A 22496-nucleotide genomic window follows, 5' to 3' on the forward strand; every position below is an offset into this window, starting at 1 on the left:
CGAAGCGTAGGGGCGCCGGCTGTGCGCCGGAAGAGAAGCCGGCGCGCGGCATGAGAGCCTTGGAGTCATCATGACGTCTCCTGCACCCGTCCGGCTCCGCGTCGACGACATCCCCGGGCACACCGGGCCCGGCACCGCCGACGAGGACGCCGTCTACGACACGTTCGTCTCCTGGGCGGAAGCCGGCGGCATCTCCCTCTACCCGGCACAGGACGAGTCCGTCATCGAGATCGTCGCCGGCGCGAACCTGATCCTCAGCACGCCGACGGGCACCGGCAAGTCCCTCGTCGCCGTCGCCGCCCACTTCGCCGCACTCGCCCGGGGGGAGCGCAGCTACTACACCGCGCCGATCAAGGCGCTCGTCTCGGAGAAGTTCTTCGCCCTGGTCGACATCTTCGGCGCCGAGAACGTCGGGATGATGACGGGCGACTCCGCCGTCAACGCCGACGCCCCGATCATCTGCTGCACCGCCGAGATCCTCGCCAACCTCGCCCTCCGGCACGGGGACGAGACACCCGCCGGCCAGGTCGTGATGGACGAGTTCCACTTCTACGCGGATCCCGACCGCGGGTGGGCGTGGCAGGTGCCCCTCCTCACGCTCCCGCACACCCAGTTCGTGCTCATGTCGGCGACCCTGGGCGACGTCACGGCGCTCGCCGCGGACCTGACGCGCCGCACCGGCCGCGACACGGCGACGGTCACCGGCGTCGAGCGGCCCGTACCGTTGCACTACTTCTACGAGCTCTCGCCCATCCACGAGACCATCGACGACCTCCTGCACACCGGGCAGGCGCCGATCTACGTCGTCCACTTCTCGCAGCTCGCGGCGCTCGAACGCGCGCAGTCGCTCTCGAGCGCCAAGATCGCCGACCGCGAGCAGCGCGACCGCATCGCGGAGCTCATCGGAGACTTCCGCTTCACGACCGCCTTCGGCAAGACCCTCTCCCGGCTCCTGCGCCAGGGCATCGGCGTGCACCACGCGGGTATGCTCCCCAAGTACCGTCGGCTGGTCGAGCAGCTCGCGCAGCGCGGGCTCCTGCGCGTGATCTGCGGCACCGACACCCTCGGCGTCGGGATCAATGTGCCGATCCGCACAGTGCTGCTCACCGCGCTGACGAAGTTCGACGGAACCCGGATGCGGCAGCTCAACGCCCGCGAGTTCCACCAGATCGCGGGCCGCGCCGGTCGCGCGGGCTTCGACACGGCCGGCACCGTCGTCGCGCAGGCGCCCGAGCACGAGAGCGAGAACCTCAAGGCGATCGAGAAAGCGGGCGACGACCCGAAGAAGCGGCGCAAGATCGTCCGGAAGAAGGCCCCGGACGGCTTCGTGTCGTGGGGCGAGCCGTCGTTCCGCAAGCTGATCGAGGCGGAGCCCGAGACGCTCGCCTCGTCGATGCAGATCACCAGCGCCATGCTGATCAACGTCATCGGCCGCGGCGGGGACGTCTACGGGCATGTGCGCGCACTCGTGTTCGACAACCACGAACCCTGGAAGCGGCAGCTCGCCCTGGCCCGGCGGGCGATCGAGCTGTACCGCTCCCTCCTGACCGCCGGAGTGATCGAGAACGTGGCAGGCGAGATCCGGCTCACAGTCGACCTGCAGCCCAACTTCGCCCTCAACCAGCCGCTCTCTCCGTTCGCGCTCGCCGCTTTCGAGCTCTTCGACGCCGCGTCGCCGCAGTTCGCTCTCGACATCGTCTCGGTCGTGGAGGCGACGCTGGACGATCCGCGTCCGGTGCTCTCGGCGCAGCAGTTCCAGGCGCGCGGGGAGGCGGTCGCCGCGATGAAGGCCGAGGGAATCGAGTACGACGAGCGCATGGAGGCGCTCGAGCAGGTCACGCATCCGAAGCCGCACGCGGAGCTGCTCGAGGACGCCTTCGCGACCTACGCGTCCAGCCAGCCCTGGGTGGCCGACTTCGAGCTGAGCCCCAAGTCCGTCGCGCGGGACCTCTACGAGCGCGCCATGACTTTCGGCGAGTTCATCGCGTTCTACAAGCTCGCACGCTCGGAGGGCGTCGTGCTCCGCTACCTCTCCGATGCGTACCGGGCGCTCGGACAGACGGTGCCGCTCGACTTGCGCACGGAGGAGCTGCGCGACATCATCGAGTGGCTCGGCGAGCTGGTGCGGCAGGTCGACTCCAGTCTGCTGGACGAGTGGGAGGAGCTCGTCCACCCCGACGCCGCCCGCCATGCCGCCGAGGCCGGCGCACTCGCACCGCCCGCACCGCGCACCGTCACCACCAACCGGCGCGCCTTCTTCGTCCTCGTGCGCAACGAGCTGTTCCGGCGCGTGCAGCTCGCCGCCCTCGACCGGGTGCCGGAACTCGGGGTGCTGGAGGCCGAGGCCGCCGCACTGGCGGAGTCCGCCGCCCCCTCGTTCACGGAACAGGAGTGGGATGCCGCGCTCGAGGACTACTACGCGGAGCACGACGAGATCCTGACGGACGCGGCCGCACGATCCGCCGCGATGATCGTGGTGGACGAGTCGACCGCCGCCGCAGAGGGTGTCTGGCGGGTGCGTCAGATCCTGTCCGACCCGGCCGGGGACCACGACTGGGGGATCAGCGCCGACGTGCTGCTGGAGGCGTCCGCGCGGGCCGGGGTGGCCGTCCTCCGTGTCACCGCGGTGGGGCGTCTCTGACGATTTTGACGCCGGACCGCAGGCGTGTGAGTATCTACACGGTCGCTTGATGGCGCGCCAGGTCACTTGCATGACATCCCGGTGAACGGTTGGATCGGGGTGGACCGCATCCCCCACACGAGAAAGTATCCGGTGGACCTCACCCTCATCATCGTGCTGGTCATCGCGCTGGCCTTGTTCTTCGACTTCACGAACGGTTTCCACGACACCGCGAACGCGATGGCGACCCCCATCGCGACCGGCGCCATGAAGCCGAAGGTGGCCGTCGCCCTGGCCGCCGTCCTCAACCTGATCGGCGCGTTCCTGTCCACGGAGGTGGCGAAGACCATCTCCGGCGGCATCATCCGGGAGGGCTCCGGCGGGGTGCAGATCACGCCGGAGCTGATCTTCGCCGGCCTGGTCGGCGCGATCGTCTGGAACATGGTCACCTGGCTGTTCGGGCTGCCCTCGTCGTCCAGCCACGCGCTGTTCGGCGGACTGATCGGCGCCGCCATCGTCGGGGCGGGTATCGGGGCGGTGGACTTCGTCGTCGTGCTCGACAAGGTCATCCTCCCCGCCCTCATCGCACCGGTCACCGCCGGTGTCGTGGCGTACTCGGCCACGAAGCTCGCCTACTGGATCACGCGACGCTACGACGGCCGTCCCGACGGGCGCGGCGGGTTCCGGTACGGCCAGATCTTCTCCTCGTCGCTCGTCGCACTCGCGCACGGCACCAACGATGCCCAGAAGACGATGGGCGTCATCACGCTCACCCTGATCGCCGCCGGACTCCAGACGGCGGGCACCGGCCCCGAGCTGTGGGTGGTCGTCTCCTGCGCCCTCGCCATCGCGATCGGCACGTACTCGGGCGGGTGGCGCATCATCCGCACCCTCGGTCGCGGCCTCACCGAGGTCAAGCCCGCACAGGGCTTCGCGGCCGAGACGAGCACCGCAGCGACGATCCTCGCCTCCAGCCACCTCGGCTTCGCCCTCTCGACCACTCAGGTCGCCTCCGGTTCGGTCATCGGATCGGGCCTCGGCCGTCGCGGTTCGTCGGTGCGCTGGGGGACGGCAGGGCGCATCGCGATCGGCTGGCTGCTCACCCTTCCCGCGGCGGCCATCGTCGGCGCCGTCGCCGCGCTGATCGCGGGACTCGGCCCCGTGGGCATCCTCGTCGACACCGTGCTCGGCGTGGTCGTCGTGGCCCTCATCTTCTGGCTGTCGCGGCGCAACCAGGTGCACAGCGCCAACGCGGTCGAGCCCGCCCCCGTGCAGGGTCAGAGCGAGGTCGCCGCCTCGGGCCGCGCCGTCAAGATCAAGAAGGTCAAGCCGCTCAAGAAGGAGCGCGCTCGCAAGGAGTCCGCATGAACGGCATCGACTGGGTCGCCTTCCTCATCGTCTTCGCCGCCGCCATCGTGGGGGCGTGCGTCGTCGTGACCCTCTATGCACTCGGCACGCGCCTGCTCGCCGTCGCCGGGCGCGCGCTCTTCGTCGAGCCGGTGGAGTTCACGGACGCGATCACGGTGATCACGCCGGAGGAGGCCGCGAAGGCCCAGCGCAAGGCCGCCAAGGCCCGCAAGAAGAACCCGCTGACGGACGGCCAGAAACGATTGGCCCTCACCGGCGCCTACGCATGTTTCGTGCTCACCGGCTGCGCCGTCCTTTACGGCCTCTACCTCATCATCCCGTTCTTCCACGCCTGAGGTGCCGCGAGGTTCACGTCCTTGCGCTCAAATCGCGGATTTAGCGGCAATGACGTGAACTTCGGCGGCGGTCGGGTCAGTCGGTTCCGCGGAGGCGGGCGACGGTGCGCATGAGGTGGTACACGACGATCGCCGCGATGGTGCCGAGGGCGATGCCGTTGAAGGTGAGCTGACCGAGATTGAGCGTGAAGTCAGCGATGCCGACGACCAGCGCGGTCGCCGCGGTGAACTGGTTGACGGGCTTCGAGAAGTCGACCTTGTTGTCGAGCCAGATCTTGACGCCGATGATTCCGATCAGACCGTACAGGGCCGTCGTCACGCCGCCCAGCACACCGGCCGGGATGGTGTTGATGACCGCGCCGACCTTGGGGGAGAGGCCGAGGAGCACGGCGACGATGCCGGCGACCCAGTAGGCGGCCGTCGAGTAGACCTTGGTCGCCGCCATGACGCCGATGTTCTCGCCGTACGTCGTCGTGCCGGAGCCGCCGAAGAAGCCGGCGACGGTGGTCGCGAGGCCGTCCGCGAAGAGGGCGCGGCCGGTGAGCTTGTTGACAGACGGGTCGGTCAGCTGTGCGACGCCGCGGATGTGCCCCACGTTCTCGGCGACGAGCACGAGCACGACCGGCAGGAACGCCGGCAGGATGCCGAAGGTCGCCCCCGGATTCTCGAACGGGTTGGCCGGCAGGGCGAAGGTCGGGAGCCCGATCCAGTCGGCCTTGGCGACCGCCGAGAAGTCGACCTCGCCCATGACGACGGCGAACACGTAGCCGACGGCGACGCCGACGAAGATCGACAGCCTCCCGAGCAGGCCCTTGAAGAGCACCGTGCAGAGGATGACCGCGAGCAGGGTGACGAGGGCCGTCCACGGCGCCTGGACGAAGTTGTTCTTGGCCGCGGGAGCCAGGTTGAAGCCGATCAGCGCCACGATCGCACCGGCCACGACGGGCGGCATGAGCGCGTCGATCCAGCCCGTGCCGGTGAGGATGACGATCCCGCCGACGAGGGCGAGCAGGATGCCGACCGCGACGATGCCGAAGAGCGCGCTGCCCATCCCGTTGCTCGCCGTCGCCGCCGTGATCGGCGCGATGAAGGCGAACGACGAGCCCAGGTAGCTCGGGAGGCGGTTGCCGGTGATGAGCAGGAACAGGATGGTGCCGACACCGGAGAAGAGCAGTGTCGTGCTGGGCGGGAAGTGCGTGAGTACCGGGACCAGGAAGGTCGCGCCGAACATGGCGACGACGTGCTGGGCGCCGAGCCCGATGGTGCGGGGCCAGCTGAGACGCTCGCCGGGGAGCACGATCTCGTGGGCGCCGACGTTCTTTCCGTCGCCGTGCAGGGTCCAGGGCAGGGCCATTCAGGGTGTCCTTCGCTCGTGGAAATGGGAATTAGGCTTGAGTGCGGCGCGTCGCGCCCGCGAATCCGCTCCGAATGTTCAGAGCACGTTCATCGACACATCCGCTTTCGAGATAGTACGGGAGATCACCATTTCCGAATCGACCACCGCACCAGCGCCGACCGGCACGGGGCGCCTCGACCGGTTCTTCGAGATCACCAAGCGCGGCACCACCTGGGCGACCGAGGTGCGCGGAGGTGTGCTCACGTTCGTGACGATGGCGTACATCGTCATCCTCAACCCGCTCATCCTCGGCGGGACCCCGGACGTCTCCGGCCATTCGCTGCAGGGCGCGCAGGTCGCGGCCGTCACCGCGCTGAGCGCCGGAGTCATGACCGTGCTGTTCGGCCTCGTGGCGCGCCTGCCGTTCGCGTTCGCCGCGGGCCTCGGCATCAACTCGTTCCTCGCGGTGAACGTGGTGCAGGTGCTGACGTGGCAGGAGGCGATGGGCCTCGTCGTCATCAACGGTCTGATCATCGTGCTGCTCTCGGCGACCGGCCTGCGCAAGCTGATCTTCAACGCGGTCCCCGCACAGCTCAAGACGGCGATCACGGTCGGCATCGGCCTCTTCATCGCCTTCATCGGCTTCGTCGACAGCGGCTTCGTCCGCAGCACGAACATGTCGTCGCCGCCCGTGCAGCTCGGCGAGGCGGGATCGATCGCGACCGTCCCGACCCTGATCTTCCTGCTCGCCCTGGTGATCATGGGCGTGCTCATGGCGCGCAAGGTGAAGGGCGCCCTGCTCATCGGCATCGTCGCGGCCACCGTCGTCGCGATCATCGTCGAGGCGATCTGGCCGGTCGGCCCGTCGCTGGGCGGCAAGAACGCGGGAGGCTGGAACCTCACCGTCCCGCAGCTCCCGAGCTCGCTGGTCTCGCTCCCGAACCTCGGCCTCGTCGGGCAGGTGGACGTGTTCGGCTCGTTCGGCCGGATCGGCGCACTGGCCGCGATCATGCTCGTCTTCACGCTCGTCTTCACGAACTTCTTCGACGCCATGGGCTCGATGACGGGTCTCGCGCGCAGCGCCGGCCTGGCGAAGGAGGACGGCACGTTCCCGCGCCTGCAGCCCGCGCTCATCGTTGAGGGCGTCGGCGCCGTGGTCGGCGGTGCGACCTCCTCGTCGTCCAACACGGTCTTCGTCGAGTCCGCGTCGGGAATCGGCGAGGGCGCCCGCACCGGGTTCGCGTCCGTCATCACCGGAGTGCTGTTCCTGCTGGCGATGTTCTTCACACCGCTGACCCAGGTGGTGCCGCTCGAGGTCGCCGCCGCCGCCCTCGTGATCGTCGGTGCGCTGATGGTCGTGCAGATCCGGCACATCGACTTCGGCGAGTTCTCGAGCGTACTGCCGGTGTTCCTGACGATCATCGTCATGCCGCTGACCTACTCGATCGCGAACGGAATCGGGGTCGGCTTCATCAGCTGGGTGCTCGTGCGCTCGCTGTCGGGCAAGGCCCGCGAGATCAGCCCGCTGCTCTGGATCGTGGCCGCCGGCTTCCTGATCTACTTCGCGCGCGGTCCGATCGAGGCGTTCCTGCCGCACTGAACGCGGTGATCCGGCTCGGGGTAACCCCCGAGCCGGATCCGGGGGTTTCCCCGATGCCGCGGGCGCGGGCGCTCCGCTTCACTGGAGTCATGACCAGCACCAGCACCAGCACCAGTACCCCTCCCTCGACCGCCCCCGCCGCCGTCCCCGCTGCCGCCCGCACGCTCAGCGTGACGAGCTTCGTGCTCGGCCTCGCGTCGATCGTGTTCGGCTGGACCTTCGTCGCCCCGATCGCGGGCCTCGTCGTCGGCATCCTGGCTCTCGGCCGTGAGCCGCTCGGCCGCACCTTCGCCATCTGGGGCATCGTCCTCAACGCGCTCATGCTCTTCGGCGTCCTCATCGGCCTCGTGCTGGCCCTCGCGGGCATCGGTCTGGGCCTGACGTTCCTGCCGTTCGCGTTCCTCTGACCGGCCGGGGTCGTCCCTCCTGAGAGAATGGAGGGATGGAACAGTCCCCCCTCGGCCCCCGCAGCTACGTCGTCCGCGGCCGCAAGACCGAAGCGCAGCAGCGCGCGATCGATGAGCTCTGGCCCGTCTACGGCGTCGAGTTCGACGGCTCTCCGCTCGACCTCGACACGCTGTTCGGCCGTGTCGCCGAGCGGACGGTCGAGATCGGATTCGGCAACGGGGAGAACCTCCTGACGCTCGCGGAGCGGCATCCCGAGCGGGACTTCCTCGGTGTGGAGGTGCACGGGGCCGGCGTCGGGCGGGTCCTGGCGGGGGCGCGCGACCGCGAGCTCACCAACATCCGCATCGTGCGCCACGACGCCGTCGAGGTCTTCCACACCGGGCTCGCCGCGGGCGGCATCGCCGAAGTGCTGATCTTCTTCCCCGACCCCTGGCCGAAGGCGCGGCACCACCGGCGCCGCCTGGTGCAGCCCGAGTTCGCGAAGCTGATCGTGCGTGCCCTCGCCTCCGACGGCGTCCTGCGGCTCGCGACCGACTGGGAGCCGTACGCCGAGCACATGGTGGAGGTGCTCGACGCCGAGCCCGCCCTCGTCAACGTGGCGGGCGCAGCGCACTTCATCCCGCGGCCGGAGGACCGCCCCGTCACGAAGTTCGAGCGACGCGGCGAGAGGCTGGGCCACGCGATCTTCGACCTGGAGTACCGTCCCCGTCCGTAGGATGGGCGCATGACCACTGGGCTCACCGCCATCGGGCAGACCGTCGACGCTCTGCGCACCGTCTTCGACAGCGGGGCGACGAAGCCCCTCGGCTGGAGAGTGGCGCAATTGCGCGCCCTGCGCCGCCTGCTCACGGAGCGGGCGCCGGAGCTCGAGGACGCGCTGCTGGCCGACCTCGCGAAGAACCCGACCGAATCCCAGATCGCCGAGATCGGCTTCGTCGTGGGCGAGATCGACCACATGCTGCGCAACCTGCGCCGCTGGCTGCGCCCGAAGCGCGTGAGCGTGCCGGGGGCCCTCCTGCCCGCGAAGGCGTCGACGATGCTGGAGCCGGTGGGGGTCGTGCTGATCATCGCGCCGTGGAACTACCCGGTACAGCTCCTGCTCGCGCCGCTGGTCGGTGCGCTGGCGGCCGGGAACGCCGTGCTCCTGAAGCCGTCCGAGCTCGCGCCCGCCACGTCCGCGGCGATGGCTCGGCTGATCCCGCAAAACCTGGACACCCGGGCGGTCGCGGTCGTCGAGGGCGCCGTCGACGAGACCACCGAGCTGCTGACGCACCGGTGGGACCACATCTTCTTCACCGGCAACGGGCGCGTCGGCCGCATCGTCGCGACCGCGGCCGCCCAGCACCTGACGCCCGTCACCCTGGAGCTCGGCGGCAAGTCGCCGGTCTACGTGGACGATTCGGTCGACCTGGGCGCGGCCGCCCGCCGGATCGCGTGGGGCAAGTTCATGAACGCGGGCCAGACCTGCGTCGCACCCGACTACGTGCTCGCGACCGCCTCGGTCTCGGCCCGGCTCGCGGACGCGCTCCGCGTCGCCGTGCACGAGCTCTACGGCGACGACCCCGCGCAGAGCCCCGACTACGGCAGGATCGTCGACGACCGGCAGTTCCGCCGCCTCGCCGGGCTGCTCGACGGCTCGGGGACGACGGCCCTGGGCGGTGCTCGGGAGGCGTCGAGCCGCTACCTCGCCCCGACCGTGCTCACCGATGTCCCGCGTGGGGCGGCGGTGATGCGCGAAGAGATCTTCGGTCCCATCCTGCCGATCGTCCCCGTCGCCGACCTCGACGACGCCATCCGGTTCATCCGGGCGGGGGACAAGCCGCTCGCGCTCTACGTGTTCACCGAGCGCGCCTCCGTCCGCCGTCGTCTCCTCACCGAGACGAGCTCCGGCGCGGTCGGCTTCGGCGTCCCGGCCGCGCACCTCGCGGTCGGCGGCCTGCCTTTCGGCGGTGTGGGGGAGAGCGGCGTCGGCGCCTATCACGGCGAGCGGTCGCTCCGCGCTTTCAGCCACGAGAAGGCGGTGCTGAGCAAGTCCCTCGCGCCCGACACGATGAAGCTGATCTACCCGCCGTACACGGAGGGCAAGGACCGCTTCGCCCGGGGACTGCTGCGCAAGCTGGGCTGACCTGCGACGTCTCGGATTCGAGACGGATCGTCCACCGCGCGGGCAGGGGCGGGAGGTAGGTTGGATGCTGTCGGCGGCCACGAACGGCCGACACCCCGCGCCGGGAGACTCCGGCGAGCCAACCGCACAACGAGAGGCAACGGTGCTGACCGTGAACCCCACAGCCCAGATGGACGAATCCCCGACGAAACCGATCCCGGTGCCCCCGACCGCCGTGGTCGACGCGTCCGAGAATGTCTCAGACGTCCCCGATCCGAGCGCGTCCGGCGGACCGACCCGCACGGAGACCGACTCGCTCGGCAGCCGTGAGATCCCGGCGGACGCCTACTGGGGCGTCCACACCTCCCGTGCGCTCGAGAACTTCTCGATCGCCAAGCGTCCCATCTCGGTCTACCCCGACCTCATCGTCGCCCTGGCCAGCGTCAAGCAGGCCGCCGCGCGCGCCAACCTCGAGATCGGCGTGCTCGAGCCGCACAAGGCCGACCTGATCGACCGCGCCTGCCAGCTCATCATCGACGGCCGCTTCCACGACCAGTTCGTCGTCGGCGTCATGCAGGGCGGTGCGGGCACCTCCACCAACATGAACGCGAACGAAGTCATCGCCAACGTGGCGCTGGAGCTCGACGGCCGCCCGAAAGGCGACTACGCCGCGCTCAGCCCGATCGACGACGTCAACCGCAGCCAGAGCACCAACGACACCTACCCGACGGCCATCAAGATCGCGTTGACGTTCGCCCTCGACGATCTGCTGCGTGAGCTGGGCGAGCTGCGCGACTCCTTCTCGCGCAAGGGACGGGAGTTCCGCCACATCCTCAAGGTCGGCCGCACGCAGCTGCAGGACGCGGTCCCGATGACCCTCGGGCAGGAGTTCCACGGCTTCGCGACGACTCTCACCGAGGACCACGCACGCCTCACCGAGACCAAGTGGCTGCTGGCGGAGATCAACCTCGGCGCCACGGCGATCGGCACGGGCATCACGGCCGACCCCGGCTATGCGGCGGCGGCGGTGGCGCACCTCAACGCCATCACGGGTCTGAGCTTGGAGACCGCGCCCGACCTGATCGAGTCGACCAGTGATGCGGGTGCGTTCATGTCGTTCTCCGGTTCGCTCAAGCGCAGCGCCATCAAGCTCTCGAAGATCTGCAACGACCTGCGGCTGCTCTCGTCGGGCCCGCAGGCCGGTCTCGGCGAGATCAACCTCCCACCGCGGCAGGCCGGGTCGAGCATCATGCCCGGCAAGGTCAATCCGGTGATCCCGGAGGTCGTCAACCAGGTGGCGTTCTCGGTCGCCGGCGCCGACGTCACGGTGACCATGGCGGCGGAGGGCGGCCAGCTCCAGCTCAACGCCTTCGAGCCGGTGATCGCGCACTCGCTGCTGCAGAGCATCACCTGGATGACCCAGGCGTTCCACACGCTCCGGGTCAACTGCGTGGACGGCATCACCGCCAACGAGGAGCGCCTCGGCGCGATGGTCGGGTCGTCCGTCGGCGTGATCACGGCGCTCACGCCGCACATCGGCTACGCCGCTGCCGCCGCGCTCGCCAAGTCGGCGCTGCTCACCGGCCACAACGTCGCCGACCTGGTGGTGGACGCCAAGCTGATGAGCCGCGACGAGGTCACCCGGCTGCTGTCGCCGGCGCGTCTGAGCGGTCTGGAGGCGATCACGACGGCGATCCCGGTGATCGCGCCGGAGGAGTCGGCGGAGTAGCGCTCCGGCGCTCGGCCGCGGGGCGGCGCGCGGTCAACCGCGCGCTTCGGCCTCGCGGAACAGCGCCAGCATGTCGCGCCCGAGCTGGTGCGGCGCCGTCTCGCACGGGCTGTGGCCGGTGCGGTAGACCGCGAGGTGCGCGCCGAGCGCGTCGGCGTTCTCAGCGTGGAGGCGAGTCGGCCACAGGTCGTGGTCGCCGGTGGCCACGAGCACGGGGATGCCGCTGGCGGCGACGCGGGCACGCACATCCGGCACACGCTTCATGAGGCCGACCATGTCGTCGACGCTGGACCGGCGGGTGAGGTCGAACCGCGAGCGGACGAAGGCGAGGCGACTCGGCGGCACCTTGTTCTTGTTGGTCACGATGCCCCAGATCATGAGCCCGGCGCCCTGGTGGCCGTTCAGCAGCCAGCTCAGCCAGCCGATCACGCGGACCCCTCGGAAGGCCTGCCCCGGCTCGGGCGGCGTGGTCAGCAGCGTGAGGGAGCGGAAGAGACCGGGCTGGTCGACGAGCGCCAGCTGCGCCACGATCCCGGCGAAGGAGTAGCCGAGCACGTGTGCGGGGCCGCCGTCGCGCAGAAAAGCGACGAAGTCCGCGACCAGCAGCTCGTACGTGTAGTGGCCGCCCGGCGGAGGTCCTGCGTCGGCGGACTCGTACTGGCCGGCGAGGTCATAGCTCTGCACGTAGTAGCCGGCGGCCGCGATGATCGGTGCGAGCAGGAAGAAGTCCTCCTTGGAGCCGGTCGCACCCGGGACCATCACGACGCGCGGGTGCGCAGGGTCGCCGAGGGAGGCGACGGCGAGCCGGCCGCTCGGGGCGTCGAACCGGGAGAACACCGTGCCCACCGGCGCGACGGACCAGTCGATGTCGGGCAGGGCCGCGTCGAGCCGGGCGCACTCGTCGCCGCCGCCCGTGATTCCGGGGCGTCTCTCACCGATGGACATGCCCTCACGCTAGCCGACGGCGTGCGCGAATGCAGGCAATGCCGTCAGGTGACGCGGCAGTAGGTCGTCAGATAGCCGATGCCGCCGATCGAGACGGTGACGGTCGACTTGTCGCGCAGGAACACCGGGGGAGTGCGCGAGTAGCCGGCTCCGCCCGGGCTCCCGGTCGAGATCAGCGTGCCCGGCTGGATGGTCGCCGAGTGCGAGAGGAACTCGATGATCTGGGCGACCGAGCGCACCATGTCCGCGGTGGAGGCGTCCTGCAGGATCGTCCCGTCGACGTTCGTCGTGAGCCACAGGTCCTGCGGGTCGGCGATCTCGTCGGCGGTCACGACGACCGGGCCGTTCGGGGTGAAGCCGTCGAACGACTTGCAGCGCGACCACTGCGCCTCGGAGAACTGGAGGTCGCGGGCCGTGATGTCGTTGACCACCGTGTACCCGAAGACGTAGTCGAGCGCGTCGCGAGCGGAGACGTTGCGCGCCGGTCGCCCGATGATCACGCCCAGCTCGGCCTCGTAGTCCACCTGCGTGGTGAGGTCCTCCGGCCAGGACGTGGTGCCGCCGTGACCGGCGAGCGAGTTCGGCCAGAGCGAGAAGACCGTCGCGGCCTTCTCGCTGCGCAGCTTGAGCTCGGAGGCGTGGGCAGCGTAGTTGGCGCCGATGGCGATGACCTGCGGCGGACGCAGCACGGCAGAGGCGTGGCGCAGCTCATGGACCGGGCTGAGCGGCCGGCCGGTGGCGACCGCCGCATCGACGAGCGCGCGCACGTCGGCCAGCGCGCCCTCACCGCGTTCGATCAGATCCTGCAGGTCGCGTGGCGCGTCCGGCATGATCTCGTCGAGGAAGAGGGCGCCGTCGGCGACGACGGCGGCCAGACGCGGCGACGCATCGGGGGTGGCGCTGAGGTGCGAGAATCTCACACCTTCCAACCTAACGGGGACGCGGGGTCAGTGGTACTCGACAGTCCGTCGGTCGGCGACCGTACCGGTCGACGCGGTGTCGAAGGGTGGGGTGCGTCAGGCGACGGCGCCGGGAGCCTGTTCCGCGTGCTCCTCACGCCAGCGCCGGCGCGCGGCCCGGCGGCGCCACGGCGACTCCTCCGGCAGGTGCAGCCAGAGCGTCCCGAACGCCCAGGAGAGCCGTCGTCCGAAGCCGCGCCACGTCGAGAAGGGCCGCGCCGAGATGCCGACGGTGAGCCGTTCGTCGTAGCGGACGATCACGCCGGGGTCGAGATGGAAGGCGAGGTCGAGATCGTCGTGCACCTCGCGCATCCCGCTGTGCACGGCGTCGCGCGCGCCGGCCCACACCTCCCGGCGCATGGCGAAGTTGGAGCCGAAGATCGGCGGATGGCCCAGCCAGATCTCCATCGACCAGAAGTAGCCGCCGATGTAGAGCACTTGCCCGAGCCCGGCGATCAGCGGGTTGCCGTCGTAGAAGACGCCCGGCCCCGTGAGCACTCCGATCTCGGGGGAGTCGACGAACTCGGCCTCGATGTGGAGCAGCCAGTCGACGGGAGGACGGGAGTCGGCGTCGATGCGCGCGATGATGTCGCCCGTGGCGGCGTCGTACCCCGTCGCCGCAGCAGGCCAGATGCCGCGGACCGGCTGCTCGATCACCCGTGCGCCGGCGGCGCGGGCGACCTCCGCCGTGTCGTCGGTGCTGCCGTTGTCCACGACGATGATCTCGTCGGCCGGACGGAGCTGTGCGGCGAGGTCCGCGAGGCTGGTGCGCAGCATCTCCCCGTCGTCCAGCGCGGGGATGACGACGGTGATCGAGAGCACTGCTCGCCTCACCCCTCCCCTGCGTACTACCGGTTGTAGTGCGATCCTACGCTCAGGCGGCCCGCCAGAGGTGCATTCCGGCGTAGCTGCGCCAGGGGGCCCAGCGCGCTCCGTGGGCGGCCAGCCCCCGGAGGTCGGAGGGGAGCCCGAGGTTCGCGGCGCCGTGGCGCAGGGCGAGGTCGCCGGTGAGGAGGATGTCGGGGCTGCCCAGGACGCGGAGCGCGATGTAGCCGGCGGTCCAGGGGCCGATCCCGGGCATCGCGAGGAGGCGGGACTCGAGCTCGTCGCGCGATTCGCCGACGTCGACGCGAAGCGAGCCGTCCGCGAGGGCCGCAGCGACGCCGACGATCGATGCGACGCGGCGGGCGGGGCCGCGGAGGACATCGTGTCCGCGCTCGGCGATGGCGGCGGCGGTCGGGAAGAGGCGGGTGAAACCGTCGAGGTCGATGCGCTCGCCGAGCACCTCGGTGAGCCGCGAGAGCGCGGTGCGCGCGGCGGATACGGAGATCTGCTGGCCGATGAGCGCACGGAAGACGATCTCCTCGGCGTCGACCGCGCCGGGCACACGACGCCCGGGGGCGGCGAGCACACTGGGCGCGAGTGCCGGGTCTGAGGCGAGGGCGGTGTCGATCGCAGCGGCGTCCGCGTCCAGGTCGAGAAGTCGGCGCACCCGGGAGACGAGCGGGGCCAGGTCGGCGACGTCGGCGAGGGTGGCGTCGCACTGCACGGCGGGGGCCTCGGCCGTGCCGGTGAGGCTCAGACGCACGACGGCGGGACCGTGCGGGAGCCGGAGGGCGCGGGCGTACGAGCTGTCGCCTCCCGCCTCCAGGCCGGCCACGGAGCGCGCGGAGAGGAAGGCGAGCAGCGCGCGGCCGTCGAACGGCGCGCGGGCGGGCAGGCGAAGGCTCAGAGTGGCGGCGCCGCCCTCTGACGGCGCGGAGGGAGTCGGGCGGCGTGCCGCTGCGCGGATGCCTCCCGGGGTCGTCCGGTAGATCTCGGAGATCGTCTCGTTGAACTGACGCACGCTGCTGAAGCCGGCCGCGAAGGCGACGTCGGTGATCGGGAGGTCGGTGCCGGTCAGCAGCAGGCGCGCGGTCTGGGCACGGTGCGCGCGGGCGAGGGCGAGCGGGCCGGCGCCGAGCTCGGCGGTGAGCACACGTCCGAGGTGACGAGGGGTGTAGCCGAGACGCTGAGCCAGACCGGGCACGCCCTCCCGCTCGACCGTGCCGTCCGAGATCAGGCGCATCGCGCGGGCGGCGAGGTCGTCGCGCATGTTCCACTCGGGCGAACCGGGGACGGCATCGGGCAGGCAGCGCTTGCACGCGCGGAGCCCTGCCTCGTGCGCGGCCGCCGCGGTGAGGTAGAAACTCACGTTCCCGGGCTTCGGGGTGACGGCCGGGCAGCTCGGGCGGCAGTAGATGCCGGTGGAGTGGACGCCGGTGATGAACTGCCCGTCGAACCGGGAGTCGCGGGCGTTCATCGCGCGGTAGCGCTCGGCGAAGACGGGGTCGTCGAGCGGGTCGGGGCGGGGGCCGGTGGTGCGTGCCATTGCCTCAGCCTGACACGCTCCACCGACTTCGGATAGCGGAAATCGGACACGAGCGCGGTCGTCGCTCACCGGTCCCGGCCACAGCCGCGCAGCCTCGCTAGCCTGGGGGAATGGATGTTCTCGACTGGCTGGCGGCGGCCCTCGGCGACGAGGCGATCGCGGCGGGCGTGCTCACCACGGACCCGGCCCTCCTCGACGTGGTCCGCACCGACCGGTCGGGCTGGTGGGCCGACGGCTCCCCGCTCGCCCTGGTCAGCGCCACGACGATCGAGCACGTGCAAGCCACCCTTCGCGCGGCGAGCGAGTTCCGCGTGCCGGTCGTCCCGCGTGGCGCGGGAACGGGTCTGGCCGGCGGCGCCAACGGAACGCAGGGGGCCATCGTCCTCTCGGTCGCCGGAATGAACCGGATCCTCGAGGTGTCAGCGGAGGACCAGCTCGCCGTGGTCGAACCCGGCGTCGTGAACTCCGATCTCAATGACGCCCTGGAGCCTTCCGGGCTCTTCTTCGCCCCCGACCCCGCCAGCCGCGCGATCTCGACCGTCGGCGGCAACATCGCCACGAACGCGGGCGGCCTGCTCTGCGCCAAGTACGGCGTGACGCGGGAGGCCGTGCTCGCCCTCGATGTCGTCCTCTCCGACGGCCGCCTCATCCGCACCGGCCACCGCACGGTGAAGGGCGTGACCGGCTACGACCTCACGGCGCTCTTCGTCGGCTCGGAGGGGACGCTGGGCGTGATCGTCGGCGCGACGGTGCGACTCGTCCCGATCCCCGCCGGGGAGCCCACGACCCTGGGCGCGATCTTCTCGGACGTGCGCTCCGCCGCGGACGCCGCGGCCCGGGTCACCGCCGCCCGGCTGCGTCCGGCGATCATGGAGCTCGTCGACGGCCCGGCCCTCGAACGTATCTCGGCCCATCTCGGCGAGCAGACGCTTGCCGCGGCGTTCGGCACGACCGGGGGAGGCGCGTTCCTCCTGGTGCAGTTCGACGGCCCGTCGGCGGCCGCGGATGCCGCGACGGCGGGCGGGCTGATCTCCGCCGCGGGCGGGGCGGTGCGGGTCGCGGCCGATCCGGCGGAGGGGGAGCATCTGCTGGCGATCCGCCGCGCCTTCCACCCGGCCCTCGCCGCGAGCGGCGAGGTGCTCATCGAGGATGTCGCCGTCCCGCGCTCCCGGATGCCGGAGATGTTCGAGGCGATCGAGCGGATCTCGCAGCGCCACGGCATCCCCATCCCGACGGTCGCTCACGCCGGCGACGGCAACCTCCACCCGAACTTCGTCTACGCGGGGGAGGAGCCGCCGCCCGCGGTGTGGGAGGCGGCGGGCGAGCTCTTCCGCACGGCGGTCGAGCTCGGCGGCACCCTGACGGGCGAGCACGGTGTGGGCGTGCTCAAGCGGCGGTGGCTGGCCGACGAGCTGGGCCCGGACTCCTACGAGCTGCAGGTGAAGCTGAAGTCGGTCTTCGACCCGCTCGGCATCCTCAACCCGGGCAAGGTGTTCGGCTAGACCCCCTGCGCCAGCACCGGCTCCGCATCCGCGAAGGCGCCGGCTTCGTCGTGGGAGGGCGTGTCGAAGACGTGGGCCGTGCGCACGGCCGACGTGACAGGGGCCCAACCGGGCTCGCCGGTGCGGACGAAGGAGACCGCGGCGCCGTGCACGTCGTCGGCGAGCGACTGAGGCGGATTCGCGCCGGCGAGATCCTCCACCCGCTCGAGGTCGAGTCCGTCGAACCAGAACGGCACGTCGAGGCAGTGGGAGGCCGTGCCGTTCGCCCCGGAGCGCCAGGCGAACCGGTAGAGCCAGGTCGGTGCGTCCGCCTGCCCCCTGGCCAGGGCGACGGCCAGCGCCGGTGCGCGGAAGAGGGTGTCGGTCACGAACTGGCCCACGAGGTCGGCCGTGTCGGCGTCCGGGTGCGCGGCGCTGTACGCCCCGATCGTCGACTCCGGGACGCCGAACGAGGACAGGAGGGCGGCGGCGGGAACCGTCGCCAGCTGCTCGCGGAACGGCGCCAGAGCGCCCGTGAACTCCTGGTCGGTGGCACCGAGCAGGAGTGGCTTGTCCGCGCCGGCTCCGTCGCGGAGCGCGTCGACGACCGGCTGCGGGAGGAGGTCGCCGTCGATGACGGGGCTCCACGTCAGCCCGCCGGAGATCAGCTGTCCGATTCCGGCGAGCGGATCCCCGTCTGCGCCGTCGGGAACTGTCGCACGCGCCTGCAGTCCGAGGATGGTCTGCTCGTCGAGGGTGGAGAGCCCGGCCCTCGTCGGCTCCACTCCGCCCAGTTCCGCGACGCGGCGTCCGAGCGTCTCGGCCTCGTCGACGGCCAGGCCGCCCGCCGCCCCTGAGATGCTGATCGCCCGGTGGAAGAGCCCGGCGGCCCGCGGGACGCCGAGCAGCGTCAGCACCGCGCCGCCGCCCGCGGACTGCCCGGCGATGGTCACGGCGTCCGGGTCTCCGCCGAAGCGGGCGACGTTGTCGCGCACCCACTCCAGGGCGAGCAGCCAGTCGAGGACGGCTCGGTTGGCCGGGGCGTCCTCGATCCAGCCGAAGCCGTCGAACCCGAGCCGGTAGGAGACGGAGACGGTGACGACGCCGTCCCGGTTGAACGCCCGGCCGTCGTACCAGGGGCTCGCGGGGGAGCCGGCGACGAACCCGCCCCCGTGGATGTACACGAGCACGGGCAGCTTCGCGGCGGTGTCGCCGGGCGCGGGGGTGAACACGTTCACGTTCAGTGTCGAGTCGCCGGGGATGCTCGGCTCCGGGATCGCGGTCACCTCGGCCAGTGCCACCCGCTGGGGCGTCGGTCCGTACGCCGAGGCGTCGCGCACTCCGTCCCACGGCGCGTGCGGAGCGGGCGCGGCGAAGCGGAGGTCGCCGACCGGGGCCTCCGCGAACGGGATGCCGAGGAAGGCGGCGGACCCGTCGCGCCAGACGCCGGCGACGCGGCCGGACGCGGTGGGGACGACGGGAGGGGTGGGGTTCGACACGGGCGGGCTCCTTCGATCGCTTCAGGGTCGAGGCCAGCCTGCCACAGAAAACCGAGCAATGGTTGGGAAGTTCGCCGGTGGGGGTGAACCCGTTAAAAGACTCGACGCCCGGTGGTGCGGCGATGCCTGCAACGCTCCCGGGACGTCGAGTTATACCTCTAGCGTGCTCCTCCTCGACGCGATCCGCAAGACCCTTCTGCGTCGGCTCCGGCTGCGCGCACAGCGAACGGCTTTGACGCGGTGCCCGCGCACGGGTTGGATGGTGCACATGGCAGAGAACACCAACCAGAAGCCCGAAGTCGACGCGCCCGAGGGCCCGGCTCCGGCGACGCTCGAGATCGTCGACATCGTGGAGGGGGCCGGCGCCGAGGCGACGCCGGGCGCCAAGGTCGACGTGCACTACCTCGGCGTGGAGTACGAGACCGGCGAGGAGTTCGACTCCTCGTGGAGCCGCGGGCAGTCCATCAACTTCCCGCTCAACAACCTCATCAAGGGCTGGCAGGAGGGCATCCCCGGCATGAAGGTCGGCGGCCGTCGCAAGCTCACGGTGCCGCCGGCGCTCGCCTACGGCCCGGCCGGCGGCGGTCACCCGCTGTCGGGCAAGACCCTCATCTTCGTCATCGACCTGCTCGGCGTCAGCTGAGCCGACCGCACGACGCGACGCGCCCCCTCCGGCTGCCGGAGGGGGCGCGTCGTCGTCCGGGGCTCTAGCCGTTCGGGAGGATCACCGCGCGGCCGCGGATCCTCCCCTCGTGCAGTCGTTCGTATGCCTTCGGTGCCTCGTCGAGCGAGTAGGTCTCGATCTCGACCTCCACCTGGCCGGTGCGCGCCAGATCGAGCACCTCGATCAGCTCGGCGCGGGAGCCCCAATACGGCGTGCGGACGGCGGCGTCGTAGGCGATGCGGCCGAAACCGACCGCGAGCGCGCCGCCGCCGATGCCGACGATGGTGACATCGCCCTCCGCCGCGACCATCCCGCCCGCGAGGTCGACGGTCGGCTGCACGCCCACGAAATCGAACACGGCGTCGGCGCCGCGCCCCCCGGTGAGATCGCGCACGGCCGCCACCGCGTCGGGGTTCGACAGCAGGGTGTGCCGTGCGCCGACCGCCGTGGCCAGGTCGAGCTTCTCCTGGTTGACGTCGAGGGCGACCACCGTCGCCCCGCTGATCGCACGCAGGATCTGGATGCCCACGTGACCGAGTCCGCCGGTGCCGATGACCACGGCGGTCGTCCCGGCGCCGAGCTTCGGCAGCGAGTTCTTGATCGCGTGATAGGGGGTGAGCCCGGCGTCGGTGAGGGAGACGTTGCGCACGGGGTCGAGGCCGTCCAGTGGGACGAGGTGGCGCTCGCTGTCGACGATCATGTACTCGGCCATCGAGCCGGGAGCGCCCAGCCCCGGCGGGCGGATCTGCTCCGCCTCGGCGTTCAGGCAGTAGTTCTCCTTGCCCTGTGCGCACATCCGGCACCGGCCGCAGCCCCACGGTCCGTAGACCGCGACCGCGTCTCCGGCGCGCACGCCGGTGACTCCCGCTCCGACCGCCTCGACGATGCCGGCGCCCTCGTGGCCGAGGGTGAGCGGCAGGCCGTACACGTACTGCTCGGCCGGGAGGCTCATGATGAACTCGTCGGAGTGGCACGCGCCGGCGGCGGTGACCTTCAGGAGGACTTGCCCGGGTCCGACCTCGGGATCGGGGACCTCGACGACCTCGGGGCGGGAGCCGATCTCGCGATACTGCAATGCCTTCATACCTCGGACGCTACCCGGTGCCCGCGCGGCTCTCTAGAGCCGATCGGCCCTCCGCCGGCGTGGGTCCCTCACCGCCGTCTGGTAGACTCGTCAGGTTGCCGTCTAACGGCCGCGGAGAAAGAGAGCCCAGGCATCAGGCCCCGGGCACCGCGCAACGAGAGGAAGGGGATCCCGTCTATGGCACTGGATGCTGATATCAAGAAGGCGATCATCGAAGAGTACGCTACCCACCCCGGTGACACCGGATCCCCCGAGGTCCAGGTCGCGATCCTGACCAAGCGGATCAAGGACCTCACCGAGCACCTCAAGGAGCACAAGCACGACCACCACTCGCGTCGTGGCCTGCTCCTCCTGGTCGGTCAGCGCCGCCGCCTGCTGGGCTACCTGTCGGACATCGACATCAGCCGCTACCGTTCGCTCATCGAGCGCCTCGGTCTGCGTCGCTAGTCCTCGCAGAGGCAGCTCTTCGCTGACACCGCGAACTTCTTACGGACGGGCCGTCACCTTCGGGTGGCGGCCCGTTCGTGTCATCGGTGACGCGGATCCGCGCCGGGCCTCACCGCGGCGTCGTCGCGGATGTCGATCCGTGTGCGGCCGTCTTCGCCCGGGCCGATCTCGACACGTGGCTCGGCGTCCTCCTCCGTCGCCTTCGGGGCGGTGGTCAACTGGTCGGTGCGGGCGTCGTCGTGGGGCTTCTCCGTCATGGTCCCTCCTCGTTCGATCCCACCGTCCCGCGACGAGCGCCGCGGGGCAACCCCCTCGGCATCCTGTTCGGCTCCCTCGTCACTCGTCGCGCAGGGCCGTGGCCTTCCGGGCCGCGAACGCGCGGTCGACCAGCGTCGCCGCGACGAGTGCCGCCGCGACGAGCGCGATCCCGATCGTCACACCCACGAGCCCCAGCACCGGCGACGCGAGGGGGAGGAGCAGCACGAGCAGGATCGCCGCGGCGGTCTTGAGCGGGCGGATCACGACCTCGGAGACCAGCGGTGCGTGCAGCACGTAGAGCATCAGCAGGAACACTGCGACCGGGACGGCGACGGCGTACTCCACCGCCGTGTCCGACCCGCCGTGGTGCTCGGCGCCGGCCTGCACCGCGACTTCGAGGCCCGCACCGAGCGCCGCCAGCGAGGCGAACACGACGTAGTGTCCGTAGCCCCAGAAGAACGACAGATTGCGGCGGTTCGCCAGCCCTTCTGCCGCGGGCTCGAGGAAGTACAGCCACCAGAGCGCGAACAGCAGCACCAGGCCGGCGGCGGCGATCCAGACGAGGGCGGCGGAGAACCCGTGCGCTGCCAGGGCGTTCTGCACACCGATCGCGCTGGCCGACACGGACTCGCCCAGCACGATGATGGTGAACAGTCCGTAGCGCTCAGCGATGTGGTGGGGATGCCAGGACGTCATCCCCGGCCGCTCCGCCCACAGCGGCACCGACAGTTCGAGAGCCGCCCCGACGAGGAACAGCCACGGGCGGGCGTCGACGGGGAGGAAGCCGAAGGCGACCCAGAACACCTGCACCACGGCGATACCGGAGGCGTACCGGATCGCCGTCGACCGCCCGTCCGGATGCTCGACGGCCGCGCGGATCCACTGACCGACGAGCGCCAGCCGCATGATCAGGTACCCGATGATGATCGCCGTGAAGTCGGAGCTCTCGAACGCCGCGGGGACGCCCGCCGCGAGCACGAGCACGCCGCCCATCTGGACCAGCGTCATCACCCGGTAGGGCACGTCGTCCGTGTCGTACGCCGAGGCGAACCAGGTGAAGTTCATCCACGCCCACCAGATGGCGAAGAACACCATGAGGTACGGGCCGAGTCGTGCGAGCGCCTCGCCCGCCTCCTCGGCGTGGGCGAGCTGGGAGGCGACCTGGGCGATGGCGACGACGAAGGTGAGGTCGAAGAGCAGCTCGAGCGGGCTGGAGACGCGATGCCGCTCGTCGGAGGAGCGACCGGACATCGGGATGCGGAACGCGATGCTCATGTGCGCAAGCATA

The 22496-nt window shown here is 70.8% G+C and carries 21 protein-coding genes; 11 read left to right on the top strand and 10 right to left on the bottom strand.

What is annotated here, in order from left to right:
• Positions 1-70: 70 nt before the first annotated feature.
• The 3 genes from IT072_RS07900 (at position 71) to IT072_RS07910 (ending at position 4323) form a co-directional block, all read left to right on the top strand.
• Positions 71-2641: a DEAD/DEAH box helicase gene (locus IT072_RS07900; protein ID WP_223360399.1), complete on the top strand. Its 2571-nt coding sequence runs from the start codon at positions 71-73 to the stop codon at positions 2639-2641.
• Positions 2642-2773: 132 nt separating this feature from the next.
• Positions 2774-3988: an inorganic phosphate transporter gene (locus tag IT072_RS07905; protein WP_223360400.1), complete on the top strand. Its 1215-nt coding sequence runs from the start codon at positions 2774-2776 to the stop codon at positions 3986-3988.
• Entirely contained in the window at positions 3985-4323 is a 339-nt protein-coding gene (locus IT072_RS07910; RefSeq protein ID WP_223360401.1) for a peptidase, read from the top strand. The genes IT072_RS07905 and IT072_RS07910 overlap by 4 nt, the downstream gene beginning before the upstream one ends.
• A 76-nt stretch (positions 4324-4399) precedes the next feature.
• Here IT072_RS07910 and IT072_RS07915 read toward each other — a convergent pair whose 3' ends face one another.
• A complete protein-coding gene (locus IT072_RS07915) occupies positions 4400-5677 on the bottom strand; it encodes a uracil-xanthine permease family protein (RefSeq protein ID WP_223360402.1) in 1278 nt (425 codons plus the stop codon).
• A 78-nt stretch (positions 5678-5755) separates the two neighbouring features.
• Positions 5756-5944, bottom strand: coding sequence for a hypothetical protein (locus IT072_RS07920; RefSeq protein WP_223361038.1), 189 nt, complete (start codon positions 5942-5944; stop codon positions 5756-5758).
• Between IT072_RS07920 and IT072_RS07925 the strand changes: the two genes are divergently transcribed.
• The 5 genes from IT072_RS07925 (at position 5904) to IT072_RS07945 (ending at position 11500) form a co-directional block, all read left to right on the top strand.
• Positions 5904-7259 (top strand): NCS2 family permease, encoded by a 1356-nt coding sequence (locus IT072_RS07925; RefSeq protein ID WP_442786791.1) that lies wholly within the window; start codon positions 5904-5906, stop codon positions 7257-7259. The genes IT072_RS07920 and IT072_RS07925 overlap by 41 nt on opposite strands.
• Before the next feature lie 89 nt (positions 7260-7348).
• Positions 7349-7666: a hypothetical protein gene (locus tag IT072_RS07930; RefSeq protein WP_223360403.1), complete on the top strand. Its 318-nt coding sequence runs from the start codon at positions 7349-7351 to the stop codon at positions 7664-7666.
• Between the two features lie 35 nt (positions 7667-7701).
• Positions 7702-8382: a tRNA (guanosine(46)-N7)-methyltransferase TrmB gene (gene trmB / locus IT072_RS07935; RefSeq protein WP_223360404.1), complete on the top strand. Its 681-nt coding sequence runs from the start codon at positions 7702-7704 to the stop codon at positions 8380-8382.
• Positions 8383-8391: 9 nt separating this feature from the next.
• Positions 8392-9792 carry an aldehyde dehydrogenase family protein gene (locus tag IT072_RS07940; RefSeq protein ID WP_223360405.1) on the top strand — a complete coding sequence of 467 codons (1401 nt, stop codon included), beginning with the start codon at positions 8392-8394 and terminating at the stop codon, positions 9790-9792.
• A gap of 169 nt (positions 9793-9961) precedes the next feature.
• A complete protein-coding gene (locus IT072_RS07945; RefSeq protein ID WP_223360922.1) occupies positions 9962-11500 on the top strand; it encodes an aspartate ammonia-lyase in 1539 nt (512 codons plus the stop codon).
• A 33-nt stretch (positions 11501-11533) separates the two neighbouring features.
• Here the strand turns inward: IT072_RS07945 and IT072_RS07950 are convergent, their stop codons facing one another.
• The 4 genes from IT072_RS07950 to IT072_RS07965 all read right to left on the bottom strand — a co-directional run bounded on the left by IT072_RS07950 (position 11534) and on the right by IT072_RS07965 (position 15775).
• The gene (locus tag IT072_RS07950; protein ID WP_223360406.1) at positions 11534-12445 is read right to left on the bottom strand and encodes an alpha/beta fold hydrolase; all 912 of its coding nucleotides are present in this window, start codon (positions 12443-12445) and stop codon (positions 11534-11536) included.
• 44 nt (positions 12446-12489) lie between these two features.
• A complete protein-coding gene (locus IT072_RS07955) occupies positions 12490-13365 on the bottom strand; it encodes a fumarylacetoacetate hydrolase family protein (protein ID WP_223360407.1) in 876 nt (291 codons plus the stop codon).
• 96 nt (positions 13366-13461) lie between these two features.
• Positions 13462-14238, bottom strand: a complete 777-nt coding sequence (locus tag IT072_RS07960) for a glycosyltransferase family 2 protein (RefSeq protein ID WP_223360408.1) — start codon at positions 14236-14238, stop codon at positions 13462-13464.
• A gap of 40 nt (positions 14239-14278) precedes the next feature.
• Entirely contained in the window at positions 14279-15775 is a 1497-nt protein-coding gene (locus IT072_RS07965) for an AlkA N-terminal domain-containing protein (protein WP_223360409.1), read from the bottom strand.
• A 110-nt stretch (positions 15776-15885) separates the two neighbouring features.
• On the opposite strand from IT072_RS07965, the gene IT072_RS07970 reads away from it, so the two are divergent.
• Positions 15886-17277, top strand: coding sequence for an FAD-binding oxidoreductase (locus IT072_RS07970; RefSeq protein ID WP_223360410.1), 1392 nt, complete (start codon positions 15886-15888; stop codon positions 17275-17277).
• Here the strand turns inward: IT072_RS07970 and IT072_RS07975 are convergent.
• Positions 17274-18755 (bottom strand): carboxylesterase/lipase family protein, encoded by a 1482-nt coding sequence (locus tag IT072_RS07975; RefSeq protein ID WP_223360411.1) that lies wholly within the window; start codon positions 18753-18755, stop codon positions 17274-17276. The two genes, IT072_RS07970 and IT072_RS07975, sit on opposite strands and share 4 nt — an antisense overlap.
• Positions 18756-19023: 268 nt before the next feature.
• Here IT072_RS07975 and IT072_RS07980 point away from each other — a divergent pair, with 268 nt between their 5' ends.
• Entirely contained in the window at positions 19024-19398 is a 375-nt protein-coding gene (locus IT072_RS07980) for an FKBP-type peptidyl-prolyl cis-trans isomerase (protein ID WP_223360412.1), read from the top strand.
• A gap of 64 nt (positions 19399-19462) precedes the next feature.
• On the opposite strand, the gene IT072_RS07985 is transcribed toward IT072_RS07980, so the two are convergent.
• Positions 19463-20503, bottom strand: coding sequence for an NAD(P)-dependent alcohol dehydrogenase (locus tag IT072_RS07985; protein WP_223360413.1), 1041 nt, complete (start codon positions 20501-20503; stop codon positions 19463-19465).
• Positions 20504-20680: 177 nt separating this feature from the next.
• Here IT072_RS07985 and rpsO point away from each other — a divergent pair, with 177 nt between their 5' ends.
• Positions 20681-20950, top strand: coding sequence for a 30S ribosomal protein S15 (gene rpsO, locus IT072_RS07990; protein WP_223360414.1), 270 nt, complete (start codon positions 20681-20683; stop codon positions 20948-20950).
• A gap of 80 nt (positions 20951-21030) precedes the next feature.
• Here the strand turns inward: rpsO and IT072_RS07995 are convergent, their stop codons facing one another.
• Positions 21031-21207: a multidrug transporter gene (locus IT072_RS07995; RefSeq protein ID WP_223360415.1), complete on the bottom strand. Its 177-nt coding sequence runs from the start codon at positions 21205-21207 to the stop codon at positions 21031-21033.
• Between the two features lie 79 nt (positions 21208-21286).
• Entirely contained in the window at positions 21287-22483 is a 1197-nt protein-coding gene (locus tag IT072_RS08000) for a low temperature requirement protein A (protein WP_223360416.1), read from the bottom strand.
• Positions 22484-22496: the final 13 nt, after the last annotated feature.

This window comes from Leifsonia sp. ZF2019, assembly GCF_019924635.1.
Lineage (GTDB): Bacteria > Actinomycetota > Actinomycetes > Actinomycetales > Microbacteriaceae > Leifsonia.

Coding starts and splice junctions, on each gene's coding strand:
- IT072_RS07900 (WP_223360399.1), top strand. CDS start 71: ATGACGTCTCCTGCACCCGTCCGGCTCCGCGTCGACGACATCCCCGGG.
- IT072_RS07910 (WP_223360401.1), top strand. CDS start 3,985: ATGAACGGCATCGACTGGGTCGCCTTCCTCATCGTCTTCGCCGCCGCC.
- IT072_RS07915 (WP_223360402.1), bottom strand. CDS start 5,677: ATGGCCCTGCCCTGGACCCTGCACGGCGACGGAAAGAACGTCGGCGCC.
- IT072_RS07920 (WP_223361038.1), bottom strand. CDS start 5,944: ATGTACGCCATCGTCACGAACGTGAGCACACCTCCGCGCACCTCGGTC.
- IT072_RS07930 (WP_223360403.1), top strand. CDS start 7,349: ATGACCAGCACCAGCACCAGCACCAGTACCCCTCCCTCGACCGCCCCC.
- trmB (WP_223360404.1), top strand. CDS start 7,702: ATGGAACAGTCCCCCCTCGGCCCCCGCAGCTACGTCGTCCGCGGCCGC.
- IT072_RS07940 (WP_223360405.1), top strand. CDS start 8,392: ATGACCACTGGGCTCACCGCCATCGGGCAGACCGTCGACGCTCTGCGC.
- IT072_RS07945 (WP_223360922.1), top strand. CDS start 9,962: ATGGACGAATCCCCGACGAAACCGATCCCGGTGCCCCCGACCGCCGTG.
- IT072_RS07950 (WP_223360406.1), bottom strand. CDS start 12,445: ATGTCCATCGGTGAGAGACGCCCCGGAATCACGGGCGGCGGCGACGAG.
- IT072_RS07965 (WP_223360409.1), bottom strand. CDS start 15,775: ATGGCACGCACCACCGGCCCCCGCCCCGACCCGCTCGACGACCCCGTC.
- IT072_RS07970 (WP_223360410.1), top strand. CDS start 15,886: ATGGATGTTCTCGACTGGCTGGCGGCGGCCCTCGGCGACGAGGCGATC.
- IT072_RS07980 (WP_223360412.1), top strand. CDS start 19,024: ATGGCAGAGAACACCAACCAGAAGCCCGAAGTCGACGCGCCCGAGGGC.
- IT072_RS07985 (WP_223360413.1), bottom strand. CDS start 20,503: ATGAAGGCATTGCAGTATCGCGAGATCGGCTCCCGCCCCGAGGTCGTC.
- rpsO (WP_223360414.1), top strand. CDS start 20,681: ATGGCACTGGATGCTGATATCAAGAAGGCGATCATCGAAGAGTACGCT.
- IT072_RS07995 (WP_223360415.1), bottom strand. CDS start 21,207: ATGACGGAGAAGCCCCACGACGACGCCCGCACCGACCAGTTGACCACC.
- IT072_RS08000 (WP_223360416.1), bottom strand. CDS start 22,483: ATGAGCATCGCGTTCCGCATCCCGATGTCCGGTCGCTCCTCCGACGAG.